This is a genomic window from Microbacterium aurantiacum (genome assembly GCF_031625015.1).
GTDB classification, from domain to species: Bacteria; Actinomycetota; Actinomycetes; order Actinomycetales; family Microbacteriaceae; genus Microbacterium; species Microbacterium aurantiacum.
Genome location: NZ_JAHWXH010000003.1, coordinates 152,790 through 167,089 on the forward strand (window position 1 = coordinate 152,790; position 14,300 = coordinate 167,089).

A 14,300-nucleotide genomic window follows, 5' to 3' on the forward strand; every position below is an offset into this window, starting at 1 on the left:
CGGGAGAATCCATGTCCTCGCTCTTCGATGTCTCCGACCGGCTCGCGCTGGTCACCGGATCCTCCCGGGGTCTCGGCCGCTCCCTTGCTCTGGCGCTTGCCCGCGCCGGAGCCCGCGTGGTCGTCCACGGTCGCGACGCGGCCGCGGTCGAGCGCACGCGCGCCGAGGCGGAGGCGCTGTCCGGTCGGCCGGCGCACGCGGTGGCGTTCGATGTGACGGATGCCGCGGCCGTTGAGCGCGGCGTCTCCGCGCTCCTCGAGGAGGTCGGCACCCCCGACATCCTCGTCAACAACGCCGGCGTTCAGCGCCGCGCGCCCATCCAGGACTTCGCGGTCTCGGACTGGGACGACGTGATCGCCGCCAACCTCTCCGGGGTGTTCTACGTCTCAAGGTTTGTCGCTCCGGCGATGATCGCCCGCGGCTCGGGGAAGATCGTCAACGTCGCGTCCGTCCAGTCGCACCTCGCCCGCCAGACCATCGCCCCGTACTCCGCGTCCAAGGGTGGGGTGGCCCAGCTCACGAAGGGCATGGCCGCGGACCTCGCTCGCCACGGCATCCAGGTCAACGCCCTCTCGCCGGGCTACTTCGCCACCGAGATGAACGCGGCCCTCGTCGAGGACGAGGCGTTCACCGCCTGGCTCACCGAGCGGACGCCCGCGCGGCGCTGGGGCGACTTCGCCGAGCTCGACGGCGCCCTCCTCTTCCTCGTCTCCGATGCCTCGAGTTTCGTCTCGGGACAGAACCTCTTCGTCGACGGCGGGATGACCGCCGTCGTCTGATCCCGAAAGGACCCCCATGCGCGCCGCCTTCATCGACGCCCGGCAGACCCTCGTCGTCCGCGAGGTCGACACCCCCGAACCCGGCCCCGACCAGGTGCGCGTCCGGATCGACTACGTCGGGATCTGCGGGTCTGACCTGCACTACTACTTCGAGGGCGCGAACGGCGCGTACGTCGTGCGCGAACCCCTCATCCCCGGTCACGAGGTGTCGGGGCGGATCGACCGGGATCCCTCCGGTCGCTGGCCCGCCGGAACGCCCGTCACCGTTCATCCGGCGACCTTCGGCGACCCGGCACCGTCCCTGCCGGACGCCCCGCACCTGTGGCCAAACGGGGCCTACCTGGGGAGCGCATCCACGTGGCCGCACACCCAGGGAGGGCTCGCCGAGCACCTCGTGGTCGATCGCGCGATGGTCCGCGTCCTCCCGGGGTCCCTGCCCGTGCGTCGCGCGGTCCTCGCGGAACCGCTCGCCGTGGCGTTGCACGCCCTGTCCCGTGCGGGGGAGGTCTCGGGTGCGCGCGTCCTCGTCACCGGCTCCGGCCCGATCGGTCTGCTGGCCGTCGCTGCCGCGATCGACGCGGGTGCGGGCTCGGTGACCGCGACGGACGTGCTCCCGGGGCCGCTCGCTCGGGCCTCGGCCCTCGGTGCCGACCGCGTCGTCGACGTCTCGGCCGAGACGCTGGATGCCGGCTCCTACGATGTGGTGCTCGAATGCTCCGGCGTCGCGGCATCCATCTCGGCGGCCCTCGCCGCGGTGCGTCCGCGCGGGGTCGTGGTGCAGGTCGGCATGGTTCCCGACGAGGCGCGACCGGTCAATCTCGCCCCCTTCATCTCGAAGGAGGTGACGTTCGTCGGGACGTTCCGCTTCGCGGAGGAGATCGATGCGGCAGTCGACCTGCTCGACCGGCGTCCGGAGATCGAGCAGGTGATCACCCACGTCCTCCCCGCCGACGACGCAGAAGGCGCGTTCGCCGTCGCGCGGGATTCCGAGCGGTCGGGGAAGGTCGTCGTCGCCGTCTGGCCGGGGGACACTCCGGCGGCCGGCGCTCAGTCCTTGTAGGCCGCGCCCTTCACCATCGCCCACGACGCTCCCAGCGTGGCCACGAGTCCCACCGCGCTGAGGGCGACGATCGACCACAGGACGAGGTGCGAGGCGAATCCGTATTCCATGGGTGTTCCTCCGGGAGCTAGGGGGCGTCCTCCATGCTACCGGCGGCGCTGGTAGAGTGGATCCTTGGATCCTCGGCGAGGGAGACCGACGCCCGCAGGTGCGGGTGCGGTCACCGTGATCGACGCGGGTGGCGCAGGCTGTCGGCGTGCCTCACGTGCGCGAGAGCGACGAGAGATCCCCGCAGACCCCTGGGCCGGCCGCACGCGCGGGCCCTCGATCAAGACGGGCCATGCCCGTGAGGAGAGAACATGTCGACTGAGACCGACACCAAGGTCCACGCCGAGCTTCGCGAGAACTTCGGAAAGGGCTTCGCCCGCCGCCTCCGCGCCGCCGGCAAGATCCCCGCCGTCATCTACGGTCACGGAACCGACCCCGTGCACGTCGCCCTCCCCGGGCACCAGGTGTCGCTGCTGATCCGTCGCGCGAACGCCCTGCTGGAGCTCGACGTCAACGGCACGCAGCACCTCACGCTCGTCAAGGACGTGCAGAAGGACCCGGTGCACCAGATCATCGAGCACATCGACCTGCTCGTGGTCAAGAAGGGCGAGAAGGTCCAGGTCGACGTCCCCGTCGTCGTCGTGGGCGAGCCCTTCCCCGGCACCATCGCCAACCTCGACGCCGCGACGATCGCCCTCGAGGTGGAGGCCACCCACATCCCGCAGAACGTCGAGGTCGACGTCGAGGGGCTCGAGGACGGCACGCACATCACCGCCGCCGACCTCACGCTCCCGAAGGGCGCGAGCCTCGCCGTCGACGGTGAGACGCTCATCGTCGCCGTCTCGGTCCCGGTCGACACCCTCGCCGCCGAAGAGGAGATCGCCGAGGCTGACGCCGAGGTCGCCGCCGAGCAGGCCGAAGAGGCCGAGGCCGAAGGCGCGTCCGAGTAAGGACTTTTCATCACGCAGCGACCCGCCCCCGACATCGTCGCGGGCGGGTCGTCGCGTAGAGGGGGTGGGTGATGGCGGAGACCTGGCTGGTCATCGGACTGGGCAATCCCGGTCCGCGGTACGAGGCGACCCGGCACAACGTGGGCCAGATGGTCCTCGATGAGCTCGCCGCGCGACGCAGTGTGGCGTTCCGCGCGCACAAGGCCGGTGCCCGGGTCGCGGAGACCTGGCTGCGTCCTGGTGCGGCGAAGCTCGTCCTCGGCAAGCCCAACAGCTTCATGAACGTCTCGGGCGGACCGGTCGCCGGGCTCGCGCGCTTCTACGGCGTGGACCCGGAGCGGACCATCGTCGTGCACGATGAGCTCGACATCCCGTTCGACACGCTCAAGCTCAAGACCGGCGGCGGGCACGGCGGACACAACGGCGTGCGCGATGTGGCGAAGGCGCTCAGCAGCCCTGACTTCGTCCGCGTGCGCGTCGGAATCGGCCGCCCGCCGGGACGCCAGGACCCCGCCGACTGGGTGCTGGACCCGTTCTCCGCCGCCGAGCGCGCGAACCTGCCGCTGCACGTCTCCGAAGCCGCCGACGCCGTCGAGGACATCGTGGATGCGGGTCTGGTGGCCGCGCAGCAGAAGCATCACGCGCCGCGTCCCTGACGAGATCGCGCCGCGGTAAGGTCAGCCGGTCAGGCCCGTGCCCGCCGCCAGCCCGGCGGCGAGGAGGCTCTGCACGACGACCCCGAAGACCACGGGACCGAGGCAGGCGATGACGACGGCGGCGATGCCGAAGCCCCGTCCTCGCCGCTTCACGATGGCGATGATGCCCTGCACAAGGGCCCAGATGCCGAGCGCCGTGCCGGTCCAGAAGGCGATTTCCGTCCACAGCACGTCCCCGCGCACGGGTGTGAGGAAGGACCAGTCGAAGGAACCGACCACCACGTCGTCGAAGAGGCGGCGTCCGGCGCCGAGACCGACCCGGTACGCGGCCACGGCCGCCACGATCGAGGTGCCGACGGCGGCGACGAGGGAGAGCACGAAGGCGATGATGCCGAGCGTCGCGGCGGCCGCGGGCGGCGGGCCGGCGGCCGCGGGGACGCCGTACGGGGAGTCGGACGGACGCAGCGGATTGCCGTAGGGAGCGACCGGTGCCGGGGCGAGCGCGTACCCGGGGGGCGGTGCGTACCGCCCGCCCCCCGCGTCCGCGCCCGAGGGTGCGGGCGTCGGGCCGGGCGGGGGAGAGGGGATCTGGTCGCTCACGGCTCTCATCCTAGGCGCGGCCCCGTAGACTTCTGCGGTGACAGTTCCCGGGATCCTCCGCGCCCTCGAACAGGCCGAATCGTTTCGGGATGCCGTCGCCGCGGCATCCGTGGACGCCGATTTCTCGCTCGTCGAAGGCCTGGACGCCCCCCTCGTCGCCGCTCTCCTCGAACGACGACGCGCGGCGGGACACCCGCCCGTCGTCCTCGTCATCGCCCCCACCGGGCGCCGCGCGGAATCCTTCGGTCCGGCGCTGCGCTCCCTCGTGCCCGGCGCCGAGATGCTGCACTTCCCCGCGTGGGAGACCCTCCCGCACGAGCGGCTGAGCCCGAGTGCCGAGATCGTCGGCCGACGTCTGGAGGCCCTCGGGCGGATCGCGGAGTGGTCCGGGACCACGCCGCTGGTGATCACCGCCTCCGTGCGGGCCGCGGTCCAGCCGCTGGCCGCCGGGCTCACCGACATCCGCCCCGTGGTGCTGACGGCGGGGAGCCGCGCCCACGATCTCGCCGACGTGGCGCGCGAGCTGGTGACACTCGCGTACCACCGCGTGGACATGGTGTCCCGCCGGGGCGAGTTCGCCGTGCGCGGTGGAATCCTCGACGTCTTCCCGCCGACGGCGGCACACCCCTTCCGCGTGGAGTTCTTCGGCGACGAGGTCGATCAGATCCGCGCGTTCTCCGTGGCCGATCAGCGCTCCCTCCCCGGGGAGATCGCGGAGGTCGCCCTCATCGCCAGCCGCGAACTGCTGCTCACCGACGCCGTGCGCGAGCGCGCGGCGGGTCTGACGGAGTCGTTCCCGGGCCTGCGGTCGATGCTGGAGAAGATGTCCGAGGGCATTCCCGTGGAGGGCATGGAGTCGCTCCTGCCCGCGGTCGCCGATCGACTGGTGAGCCTCGCGGACTATCTGCCCGAACGGGCCGCGGTCGTGCTCGTCGAGCCGGAGCGCGCCATCACCCGGGCGATCACGCTCAGCGACACGAACCGCGAGTTCCTCGATGCGGCGTGGAGCGCGGCGACGGCAGGGGCCAAGACGCCGGTCGATCTCGGAGCGGGCGATTTCCTCTCCCTTCCCGCTCTCCGTGCCGCCGCCGCGGAGCGCGGGGACGTGTGGTGGACCCTCAGCACCTTCGATTCCGGAGCGGCGGATGCCCTCGCGGAGGGCCTCATCGACATCGACGTCGCGCTGGAGCGGTCGGCGACCATCCGTGTGCCCGGTGCTCCGGTGCCCTCCTTCCACGGCAACGTCGACGGCGCGATCGAGCACGTCGCGGGGCTCCTCGCCGACGGCTGGCGGGTCGTGGTGGCCGCCTCCGGCGCGGGGCTCGTCGAGCGCGCCCGCGACGTCCTGGCCGAGCACGGCACGGCCGCGCGCGTGGTGTCCGATCTCGCCGAGCTCCCGGAGCCGGGGGTCGTCCACGCGGTCGTGACCGAACTCGAGCGTGGCTTCGAAGTCGCCGACGCGCGCCTGGCGGTCCTCACCGAGTCGGAGTTCTACGGGCGGACCATCGGCGGCGACCAGCGGGTGGTGAAGAAGCTCGCATCGCGGCGGAAGAACGTCGTCGACCCGTTGCAGCTGAAGCCCGGCGACATCGTCGTCCACGCCACCCACGGTATCGGCCGCTTCATCGAGCTCACTCAGCGGGAGGTCTCCTCCGGGGGGCGCAACGCGGTGAAGACGACGCGCGAGTACCTCGTGCTGGAGTACGCGCCGTCCAAGCGCGGCTACCCGGGGGACCGTCTCTTCGTCCCCACCGATCAGTTGGACCTCCTCTCGCGCTACGTAGGGGGAGAGGCGCCGACGCTGTCGAAGATGGGCGGCAGCGATTGGGCCGCCGCGAAGGGCAAGGCGCGCCGGGCCGTCCGCGACATCGCGGTCGAGCTGGTGAAGCTGTACTCGGCGCGGATGTCGGCCAAGGGTCACGCGTTCGGACCAGACACGCCCTGGCAGCGGGAGCTGGAGGAGGCCTTCCCCTTCGCCGAGACCCCCGATCAGCTCCAGACGATCGACGAGATCAAAGCCGACATGGAGAAGCCGGTCCCGATGGACCGCCTGCTCTCCGGAGACGTCGGGTTCGGCAAGACCGAGGTGGCCGTGCGCGCGGCCTTCAAGGCCATCCAGGACGGCAAACAGGTCGCGATGCTCGTGCCCACCACGCTTCTGGTCAAGCAGCACACCGAGACCTTCACCGAGCGCTTCGCCGGATTCCCCGTGAAGGTCCGGGCGCTGTCGCGCTTCCAGACCGACAAGCAGGCCACGGAGATCGTCGCGGGCCTTGCCGACGGCACGATCGACATGGTCATCGGCACCCACCGCATCCTCACCGAGAAGGTGATCTTCAAGGATCTCGGACTGATGATCATCGACGAGGAGCAGCGGTTCGGCGTCGAGCACAAGGATGCCCTGAAGAAGCTGAAGACCAACGTCGACATCCTCGCCATGAGTGCGACGCCGATCCCCCGGACCCTGGAGATGGCCGTCACCGGCATCCGGGAGATGTCCACGCTCGCGACCCCTCCGGAGGACCGGCATCCGATCCTGTCTTACGTCGGAGCGCGCAACGACAAGCAGATCGCCGCGGCGATCCGACGGGAGCTCCTGCGCGAGGGGCAGGTGTTCTACGTGCACAACCGCGTTCAGTCGATCCAGCGGGTGGCGGCCGATCTGGCCGAGCTCGTACCGGAGGCACGCATCGCCGTGGCGCACGGGCAGATGGGCGAGCATCAGCTCGAACAGGTGGTGGACGACTTCTGGGAGCGCAAGGCCGACGTCCTCGTCTCGACGACCATCATCGAGACGGGTCTGGACATCGCCAACGCGAACACGATCATCATCGACCGCGCCGACAAGTACGGACTCAGCCAGCTCCACCAGCTTCGAGGTCGCGTCGGGCGCGCGCGCGAACGCGCCTACGCCTACTTCCTCTACGACGATCAGAAGCCGCTGTCCGAGACGGCGGCCGATCGGTTGGAGACGATCGCCGTCAACAACGACCTCGGTTCCGGGATGCAGGTCGCGCTCAAGGACCTTGAGATCCGCGGAGCGGGAAACCTCCTCGGCGCCGAGCAGGCCGGTCACATCGCGGGGGTCGGCTTCGACCTCTACCTGCGCATGATCGGCGAAGCCGTCGCGACCTTCCGCGGCGAGGAGACCGAGGGGCCCGCCGAGCTGCGCCTGGAGCTCCCCGTCGAGGCGCGCATCCCCGACTCGTACATCGACAGCGAGCGGCTCCGCCTCGAGGCCTACCAGAAGCTCTCCGCCGCGGCGTCGGCCACCGCGAAGGAGGGCGCGATCGCCCTCGTCCGCGAGGAACTCGCCGACCGCTACGGCGCACCGCCGGAGGAGGTCGAGGGGCTCTTCTCGATCGCCCACCTGCGCCGACGGGCCGCGCGCGCCCAGCTCGCCGACGTCGTGGCGATGGGCCCGAACCTCCGGATCGCGCCCGCGAACCTCCCCGATTCGATGCGCGTGCGCCTGCAGCGCCTGTACCCGAAGGCGAAGCTCCTCGCCGGGGGCGACGCGCTCGTGGTGCCGCTGCCGACCGCGGACGGCGCGATCCTCACGGATGCGGCGCTGGTGGCGTGGGTGGCGCAGCTCTTGGATCAGCTGTGGCCGGAGCCGGAGCAGACCGCGGGGTAGGCGTACGCTGTCGGGGAACGAGGAGGGGACGATGCAGTTCGCACACCTCGGGGCCGAGCCCCGCATCCATCCCGACGCCGTCGTGGCGCCGTCCGCGGTGATCAGCGGCGACGTCGTGATCGGACCCGACTGTCAGATCCTGCACGGTGCGGTCATCACCGCGGAGGGCGGCGCGCTGACCCTCGGTTCGCACGTGATCGTGATGGAGAATGCGCTGATCCGCTCCACGGCGACCAACCCGGTCCACATCGGCGACCACGTGCTGATCGGACCGCTCGCGAGCGTTTCGGGGGCGACGATCGAGGACGAGGTGTTCCTCGCCACCGGGACGCGGGTCTTCAACGGTGCGCACATCGGGGCGCGCAGCGACGTGCGCATCGGAGCGATCGTCCACCTGCGCACCACGCTCCCGCCCGAAACGGTGGTGCCGATCGGCTGGGTGGCCGTCGGTGCGCCGATGCGGATCCTCCCCGCCGAGCGTCACGAGGAGATCGAGGCGGCACAGCGCGAACTCGACTTCCCCGGCTACGTGTTCGGTCTGGATCGCCAGACGCCGGATCTGATGGTGCAGCTGACCGAGCGTTACGGACGGAGCCTCGCCCGGCATGCCGACGACCGACCGCTCGGCTGAGCCGGTGCGGAACGGCCGATCGGCTCAGCCGGTGTTCTGCAGACCCGCCGCGACCCCCGAGACGGACAGGAGCAGCAGACGCTGCTGCTCCGGATCCACCGGGGCTCCCTCGTCCGCGGCGCGGAGCGCCCGCAGGGCCCGCAGCTGGAGGAGCGAGAGGGCGTCGACGTAGGGACTGCGCATCTTCACGGCGCGCTGGAGCACGGGCTTACCCGCCAGCAGCTCCGTCCCGCCGGTGACACGGATCACCCATTCGCGCGTCAGCACCATCTCCGAGCGCACGAGCTCGGCGAGATCGTCGCGGTCTCCCAGATCGAGGTACTGCCGGGCGATGCGGTCATCCGTCTTCGCCAGGCTCATCGCGACGTTGTCGACCATCGTGCGGAACAGCGGCCACTCCGCGTAGGCGCGCTGCAGAAGACCCTCGTCTCCCACGGCGTCCAGGGCGGAGCCCAGGCCGAACCACCCGGCCAGGTTGATGCGTGCCTGCGTCCAGGCGAAGACCCACGGGATGGCGCGCAGATCGGCGAGCGACTCCACCGACAGACCGCGACGGGCCGGGCGCGAGCCGAGGGCCAACAGGCCGATCTCCTCCATGGGGGTGACGCGCGCGAACCACGGGGCGAAGCCCGGGGCCTTGACGAGCGAGAAGAAGCGCTCGCGCGAGGCGACGTCCATGGTCGCGGCGACCTCGGCGTACTTGTCGGCCGCGGCGCGGTTTCGCTCCTCGTTCGACGGCGCGGACGCCGTCAGGATCGCCGCGGCGACCTGGTCGATGTGACGCATCGCGATCGCGGGGTCGCCGTACCGGGCGAAGATGACCTCGCCCTGCTCGGTGAGCTTGAACCGCCCGTCCACGGAATGCGGGGGCTGGGCGAGGATCGCGGAGTTGGCCGGGCCGCCGCCGCGTCCGAGCGCACCGCCGCGGCCGTGGAAGAGGGTGAGTTCGATGCCGCTCTCCCGCGCCCACGCGGAGATCGCGGCCTGCGCCTGATAAAGCGCGAGGTTCGCAGCGACGGGGCCGACGTCCTTCGACGAGTCGGAGTACCCCAGCATGACTTCCAATCGTCGCCCCGTCGCCTCCAGGCGCGAGGCGAACTCGGGGTGCTCGACGATCTCGGCGAGGATCCCCGGGGCCGCCTGCAGGTCGGCGAACGTCTCGAACAGGGGGATGACATCCAGCACCGGCGGCGTCCCCTCGGGGCCGACGGCGAAACGCGCGAGGCGGTGCACGGCGGCGAGGTCCTCGGCCGACTGCGTGAACGACACGATGTAGCGTCCGGCCGCGCGGGGTCCGTAGCGCTCCTGGAGGAATGCCACGGAGCGGAAGACGTCGAGGACCTCATCGGCGAGTTCGCTGCGCTCGCCCCCGGCCTCGAGCTCCGCGAGGACCCGGGCGTGGACCGCCGAGTGCTGGCGGACCTCCAGCTCGGCGAGGTGGAATCCGTAGGTCTCCACCTGCCACAGCAGCTGCTGCAGGTGTCCGTAGGCCTGTCGGGCGGCTCCGGCCTGGACCAGGGAATCCTGGATGACCCGGAGATCGGCGACGAGGTGCTCGGGATCGCGGTACGCGAGATCCGCATCGCGGGCCCGGGTCGCGGCGAGCTTCCTCGCGATGAGGAGGAGGATGCGGCGGTAGGGCTCGTTGGGCGAGCGCTGGGCGATCTCGCCGGCGGCTTCCTCGTCCGCGGCGGCGAGGCGCCGTCCGAGCGCGAGCAGAGCCTCGCTCGGCGGAGTGGAGGCGGCATCCAGCGTCAGGCCCCGCCCGATCCGCTCCGCGGTCCGCTCGAGACCGATCAGGACGTGCTCGCTCGCGATCTTCGCGGCTTTGCGGGTCACCGACGCCGTGACGAAGGGATTCCCGTCGCGATCGCCGCCGACCCACGAGCCGATGCGGACGAACGGCTTCACGACCGGCGCGCGGTTGCCCGCACCGGGACCCTGCAGTGCGTCGTCGACGCGTCGGTAGACGTGCGGGATCGCCGTGTACAGGGTCTCGTCGAAGACCGCCATCACCGCGCGCACCTCGTCGGTCGGGGACGGCTTCTCCGGACGGAGCGGGGCCGTACGCCACAGCGTGTCCACCTCTTCCAGCATCCGCCGCTCGGCGCGACGCTCATCGGCGCCGTTGCGCCGCGAGGTCTCGTGCTCGTCGAGCAGGCTCGCCAGACGCCGGATGCTGGAGGACACCGCCCGGCGACGGGCCTCGGTGGGGTGCGCGGTGAAGACGGGATGGAAGCGCAGAGCCTGCAGCCGCTCGAGCGCCGTCTCATCGCCGACCTCCGCGGACAGGCGGACGAACGCCGCCGCGACGGAGTCGGACGCGCTCTCGCGCTCGGGGCGGCCGTCACGCTCCCGCAGGACGCGCACGCGCTGGTGCTCCTCAGCGAGGTTGACGAGGTGGAAATAGCAGGTGAAGGCGCGGGCGACCTCGTCGGCACGCGCGACGCTGAACGAGTCCGCGATCGCGGCGGCGCGCGCGAAGGCCTCCGGCGTCTCGTCGGTGTACGCCTGGATCGTCGCGGCGCGAAGGCGCTCCACGTCCTCGAACAGGCCGGGGGAGCCGCTCTCGCGAAGCACCTTGCCCAGGAGCGATCCCAGCATCCGCACATCGGCGCGCATACGTTCGGGTGTCTCCTGACCGGCTTCGAAGCGCCCCACGAGATCGATCGCCTCGGTGTTGGTCAGTTCACGCATGGGTTCCACGCTAGCGCCGCCGCGAGACGCGTTCGTCACGGCGGGCGCTGTGTGACGACGGGGCTACACTCGCACTCGATGTCGCTCCTGCGCTCGGCGCGTTTTCCCGCCGTCATGTTGCTCTCCGCAGCCGTTCTGGGTCTGATCGTGGCCAATTCGCCGATCGGGCCCGCCGTCGACGCCGCGAAACACACCTACCTCGGCATCCCCGGGGTCTTCGAGATGTCGCTCGGCCACTGGGTCCAGGACGGGCTCCTGGCCGTGTTCTTCTTCATCGTCGCCGTCGAACTGCAGTTCGAGCTCACCGCAGGGGAGCTGAACTCCGCGCGCAAGGCGCTGCAGCCGGCGATCGCCGCGGCGGGCGGGGTGGTGACGCCGATCGCGGTGTTCCTGCTCGTGGCCGGATCCTCGGACGCGTCCCGGGGCTGGCCGATCCCGACCGCGACCGACATCGCCTTCGCCCTCGGGGTGCTGGCCGTGTTCGGTCGAGGGCTTCCCTCCGGCATCCGGATCTTCCTCCTCGCCCTGGCGATCCTCGACGACATCGTGGGCATCGTGTTCATCGCCGTGCTCTTCACCAGCGACCTGAACCTGGGGCTGCTGGCCCTCGCAGCGCTGACCGTGGTGATCTTCGGTGTGCTCAGCAGGCGGACGGACACCCCGGCGCGCCCGCTGCTCATCGGCGTCCTGGTCGCCCTCGGCATCCTGACCTGGGTCCTGACGTATCTCTCCGGTGTGCACGCGACCCTCGCCGGCGTCGCTCTGGGCCTCGCGATGGCCCAGCAGCCGGCGCTTCGGGCCCGGCATTCGCTCGAGCCGTGGGTCAACGGCCTCATCCTGCCGCTGTTCGCCTTCTCGGCCGCGCTCGTGGTCATCCCGCAGGTGACGCCGACGCAGCTCTCGCCGGCGTTCTGGGGCATCCTCCTGGCGCTTCCCGTGGGCAAGATGATCGGAATCAGCGTCGCCGGGTGGCTTTCTCTGCGGATCGGCAACCGCGGCGTCGCGCCGCACCTGTCCTTCGCCGACCTCCTCGCGGCGGGAGCGCTCGGCGGGATCGGCTTCACCGTCTCGCTGCTGCTGTCGGAGTTGGCGTTCGCGGATGAGCCGCTCCTGCGCGACGAGGCGACGCTCGGCGTTCTCGGCGGGTCGATGATCTCCCTCGTGCTGGCCGGAGTGCTCGTCTCCCTCCGCGCGCGGCACCACCGTCGTCAGGCGATCGAGGTGCCCCGGTGATCGAGCCGACGGATGCCGTGCGCGCGGCCGTGGAGACGATGCACCTGGTACGTGAACGGTGCGCATGGAGCCGGCGCATCACCCATCGCGACCTCGTGCCGTACCTGATCGAGGAGAGCGCGGAGCTCATCGAGGCGATCGAGACGGGGGATGCCGCCGAGATGCGCGAAGAGCTCGGCGACCTGCTGTGGCAGGTGCTCTTCCATGCCGAGATCGCCGCGGGAGAGCGGGGCGAGGCGTTCGACATCGACGACGTCGCGCGGGGGCTGTCGGAGAAGATGATCCGCCGCCACCCGCACGTGTTCGGCGACGCGGTCGCGACGACGCCCGAAGAGGTGCTCGTCCACTGGAACGCCGCGAAGGCCGCGGAGAAGAGTGCGCGCACGAGCGTCCTGGACGGCGTCAGCGCGCGGATGCCGTCGCTCGCCCTGGCTCAGAAGCTGCTCGGCAAGGCGGCCTCGGTGCCCGGGACGGCGGCGCCCGCAACCGCTCCCGGCGCTCCGGCGAGCGAGGACCAGCTGGGTGAGGCGCTCCTCGCCCTGGTCGCCGTCGCACGCGCGGAGGGCTGGGACGCCGAGCGCGCCCTCCGCAGCCGTCTGCGGTCCCTCACGGACGACATCCGTGCCCAGGAAGGCCGCGCCGGCACGGTCTGACGCGCGTCGCGCGCCACTACCTGGGAAGATGGTCCGGTGCCCTCCGTGAACGCCCCGCGCGGCATGCGCGACTTCCTCCCCGCCGACAAGGCCCGCCGCGAGCGCGTGCTCGCCACGATCCGCGACCGCTATCGCGCGCACGGTTTCGACGAGATCGAGACGCCGGTGATGGAGGAGTACAGCCGCCTCCACGCGGGGATCGGCGGCGACAATGAGAAGCTCGCGTACAACGTCCTCCGCCGCGGACTCGACGCCGACGCGGTGCGTGCCGCGGCCGAGGATCCCGCGTCGCTGACCGATCTCGGGCTGCGCTACGACCTGACCGTCCCGTTGGCCCGGTTCTACGCCACCCACCGCGGCGTGCTCCCCGCGGTGTTCCGGGCCGTGCAGATCGCGCCGGTCTGGCGAGCCGAACGTCCGCAGAAGGGTCGGTACCGCCAGTTCGTGCAGTGCGATATCGACATCATCGGCGATCCCTCCGCGCGCGCCGAGGCGGAGCTCGCCGTCGCGACCCTGGACACCCTCGATGCGCTGGGGCTCGCGGGGGCGGAGATCCGGGTCAACGATCGACGCATCCTGGACGCCATGCTCGCGCAGTTCGGATTCGCCGAGGCCGAGCGTCCCGGCGTCCTGATCACGATCGACAAGCTCGACAAGATCGGACCCGACGGCGTCGAGCGCGAGCTTCTCGAGCGCGGTGCGGGAGCGGATGCGGTGGCCGCCTTCGCCGCGTTCCTCGCCCGCCCGGCGTCCGCCGCAGAGCTACCGTTCGGCGAGGAACGCATCCGGGCGGCGCTCCCCGAGGGAATCGACGAAGAGATCATCCGGCACGTGGCCGGGATCGGCGCGGCCGTCGCCGCCGCGCGCGGGACCGGGACGGCGCCCGTCGTCTTCGACCCCTTCCTCGTGCGGGGAATGGGCTACTACACCGGAACGATCTTCGAGCTCGCCCATCCCGCCGTCACGTACTCGCTGGGCGGCGGCGGCCGGTACGACGGCATGATCGGGCGGTTCCTCGGTCAGGACGTCCCGGCCGTGGGCTTCTCGATCGGATTCGAGCGCATCGTGGACCTGCTCGAAGAACACGGCGAGAGCCGCGCGCCGGCCGTCGTGCTCATCCACGACCGCGACGTGCCGCTGGCGCAGCTGCTGGCGGCGAAGACGCGACTGCTCGACGGCGGGGCCCGCGTGCGGGTGGAGCAGCGCCCGAAGAACCTCAAGGCACTCCTGGAGCGCGCTGCCGCCGACGGTTACCGGTCGTTCGTCACCCTCTCGGCGGACCAAGATGTCGACGCACTGGAGCAGCGGCCTCTGAGCTGAGCCCCGGCGGGCGCGCACGTGTGGTCGCCTTCCGTT

General features: G+C 71.2%; 12 protein-coding genes. 9 read left to right on the forward strand and 3 right to left on the reverse strand.

Annotation, left to right across the window (positions count from 1 at the left end):
• Positions 1 to 11 precede the first annotated feature (11 nt).
• Positions 12 to 779: an SDR family oxidoreductase gene (locus KZC50_RS13505; protein WP_310892020.1), complete on the forward strand. Its 768-nt coding sequence runs from the start codon at positions 12 to 14 to the stop codon at positions 777 to 779.
• Between the two features lie 16 nt (positions 780 to 795).
• Positions 796 to 1,839: a zinc-binding dehydrogenase gene (locus tag KZC50_RS13510; protein ID WP_236968824.1), complete on the forward strand. Its 1,044-nt coding sequence runs from the start codon at positions 796 to 798 to the stop codon at positions 1,837 to 1,839.
• On the opposite strand, the gene KZC50_RS13515 is transcribed toward KZC50_RS13510, so the two are convergent.
• Positions 1,827 to 1,949, reverse strand: coding sequence for a hypothetical protein (locus KZC50_RS13515; protein WP_257730662.1), 123 nt, complete (start codon positions 1,947 to 1,949; stop codon positions 1,827 to 1,829). The two genes, KZC50_RS13510 and KZC50_RS13515, sit on opposite strands and share 13 nt — an antisense overlap.
• 249 nt (positions 1,950 to 2,198) lie before the next feature.
• On the opposite strand from KZC50_RS13515, the gene KZC50_RS13520 reads away from it, so the two are divergent.
• Both KZC50_RS13520 and pth read left to right on the forward strand, forming a co-directional pair.
• A complete protein-coding gene (locus tag KZC50_RS13520; protein WP_310892021.1) occupies positions 2,199 to 2,837 on the forward strand; it encodes a 50S ribosomal protein L25/general stress protein Ctc in 639 nt (212 codons plus the stop codon).
• A gap of 71 nt (positions 2,838 to 2,908) precedes the next feature.
• Positions 2,909 to 3,493, forward strand: a complete 585-nt coding sequence (gene pth, locus KZC50_RS13525; protein ID WP_310892022.1) for an aminoacyl-tRNA hydrolase — start codon at positions 2,909 to 2,911, stop codon at positions 3,491 to 3,493.
• A gap of 21 nt (positions 3,494 to 3,514) precedes the next feature.
• On the opposite strand, the gene KZC50_RS13530 is transcribed toward pth, so the two are convergent.
• On the reverse strand, positions 3,515 to 4,102 hold the full coding sequence (locus KZC50_RS13530; protein WP_375294609.1) for a hypothetical protein: 588 nt from the start codon (positions 4,100 to 4,102) through the stop codon (positions 3,515 to 3,517).
• A 28-nt stretch (positions 4,103 to 4,130) separates the two neighbouring features.
• Here KZC50_RS13530 and mfd point away from each other — a divergent pair, with 28 nt between their 5' ends.
• Positions 4,131 to 7,730, forward strand: a complete 3,600-nt coding sequence (gene mfd, locus KZC50_RS13535) for a transcription-repair coupling factor (RefSeq protein WP_310892024.1) — start codon at positions 4,131 to 4,133, stop codon at positions 7,728 to 7,730.
• 31 nt (positions 7,731 to 7,761) lie between these two features.
• On the forward strand, positions 7,762 to 8,361 hold the full coding sequence (locus tag KZC50_RS13540) for a gamma carbonic anhydrase family protein (protein ID WP_236968819.1): 600 nt from the start codon (positions 7,762 to 7,764) through the stop codon (positions 8,359 to 8,361).
• 24 nt (positions 8,362 to 8,385) lie between these two features.
• On the opposite strand, the gene KZC50_RS13545 is transcribed toward KZC50_RS13540, so the two are convergent.
• Positions 8,386 to 11,058, reverse strand: coding sequence for a phosphoenolpyruvate carboxylase (locus tag KZC50_RS13545; RefSeq protein WP_310892025.1), 2,673 nt, complete (start codon positions 11,056 to 11,058; stop codon positions 8,386 to 8,388).
• A gap of 78 nt (positions 11,059 to 11,136) precedes the next feature.
• On the opposite strand from KZC50_RS13545, the gene KZC50_RS13550 reads away from it, so the two are divergent.
• The 3 genes from KZC50_RS13550 to hisS all read left to right on the forward strand — a co-directional run bounded on the left by KZC50_RS13550 (position 11,137) and on the right by hisS (position 14,264).
• Positions 11,137 to 12,291, forward strand: a complete 1,155-nt coding sequence (locus tag KZC50_RS13550; protein ID WP_310892026.1) for a Na+/H+ antiporter NhaA — start codon at positions 11,137 to 11,139, stop codon at positions 12,289 to 12,291.
• A 38-nt stretch (positions 12,292 to 12,329) separates the two neighbouring features.
• Positions 12,330 to 12,944: a nucleoside triphosphate pyrophosphohydrolase gene (locus tag KZC50_RS13555; RefSeq protein ID WP_082334784.1), complete on the forward strand. Its 615-nt coding sequence runs from the start codon at positions 12,330 to 12,332 to the stop codon at positions 12,942 to 12,944.
• A 63-nt stretch (positions 12,945 to 13,007) separates the two neighbouring features.
• Complete coding sequence (gene hisS, locus KZC50_RS13560) at positions 13,008 to 14,264, forward strand: histidine--tRNA ligase (RefSeq protein ID WP_236968865.1); 1,257 nt, start codon at positions 13,008 to 13,010, stop codon at positions 14,262 to 14,264.
• Positions 14,265 to 14,300: the final 36 nt, after the last annotated feature.

Coding starts and splice junctions, on each gene's coding strand:
- KZC50_RS13505 (WP_310892020.1), top strand. CDS start 12: ATGTCCTCGCTCTTCGATGTCTCCGACCGGCTCGCGCTGGTCACCGGA.
- KZC50_RS13555 (WP_082334784.1), top strand. CDS start 12,330: ATGCACCTGGTACGTGAACGGTGCGCATGGAGCCGGCGCATCACCCAT.
- KZC50_RS13550 (WP_310892026.1), top strand. CDS start 11,137: ATGTCGCTCCTGCGCTCGGCGCGTTTTCCCGCCGTCATGTTGCTCTCC.
- KZC50_RS13515 (WP_257730662.1), bottom strand. CDS start 1,949: ATGGAATACGGATTCGCCTCGCACCTCGTCCTGTGGTCGATCGTCGCC.
- KZC50_RS13520 (WP_310892021.1), top strand. CDS start 2,199: ATGTCGACTGAGACCGACACCAAGGTCCACGCCGAGCTTCGCGAGAAC.
- hisS (WP_236968865.1), top strand. CDS start 13,008: ATGCGCGACTTCCTCCCCGCCGACAAGGCCCGCCGCGAGCGCGTGCTC.
- KZC50_RS13540 (WP_236968819.1), top strand. CDS start 7,762: ATGCAGTTCGCACACCTCGGGGCCGAGCCCCGCATCCATCCCGACGCC.
- KZC50_RS13510 (WP_236968824.1), top strand. CDS start 796: ATGCGCGCCGCCTTCATCGACGCCCGGCAGACCCTCGTCGTCCGCGAG.
- KZC50_RS13530 (WP_375294609.1), bottom strand. CDS start 4,102: ATGAGAGCCGTGAGCGACCAGATCCCCTCTCCCCCGCCCGGCCCGACG.
- KZC50_RS13545 (WP_310892025.1), bottom strand. CDS start 11,058: ATGCGTGAACTGACCAACACCGAGGCGATCGATCTCGTGGGGCGCTTC.
- pth (WP_310892022.1), top strand. CDS start 2,909: ATGGCGGAGACCTGGCTGGTCATCGGACTGGGCAATCCCGGTCCGCGG.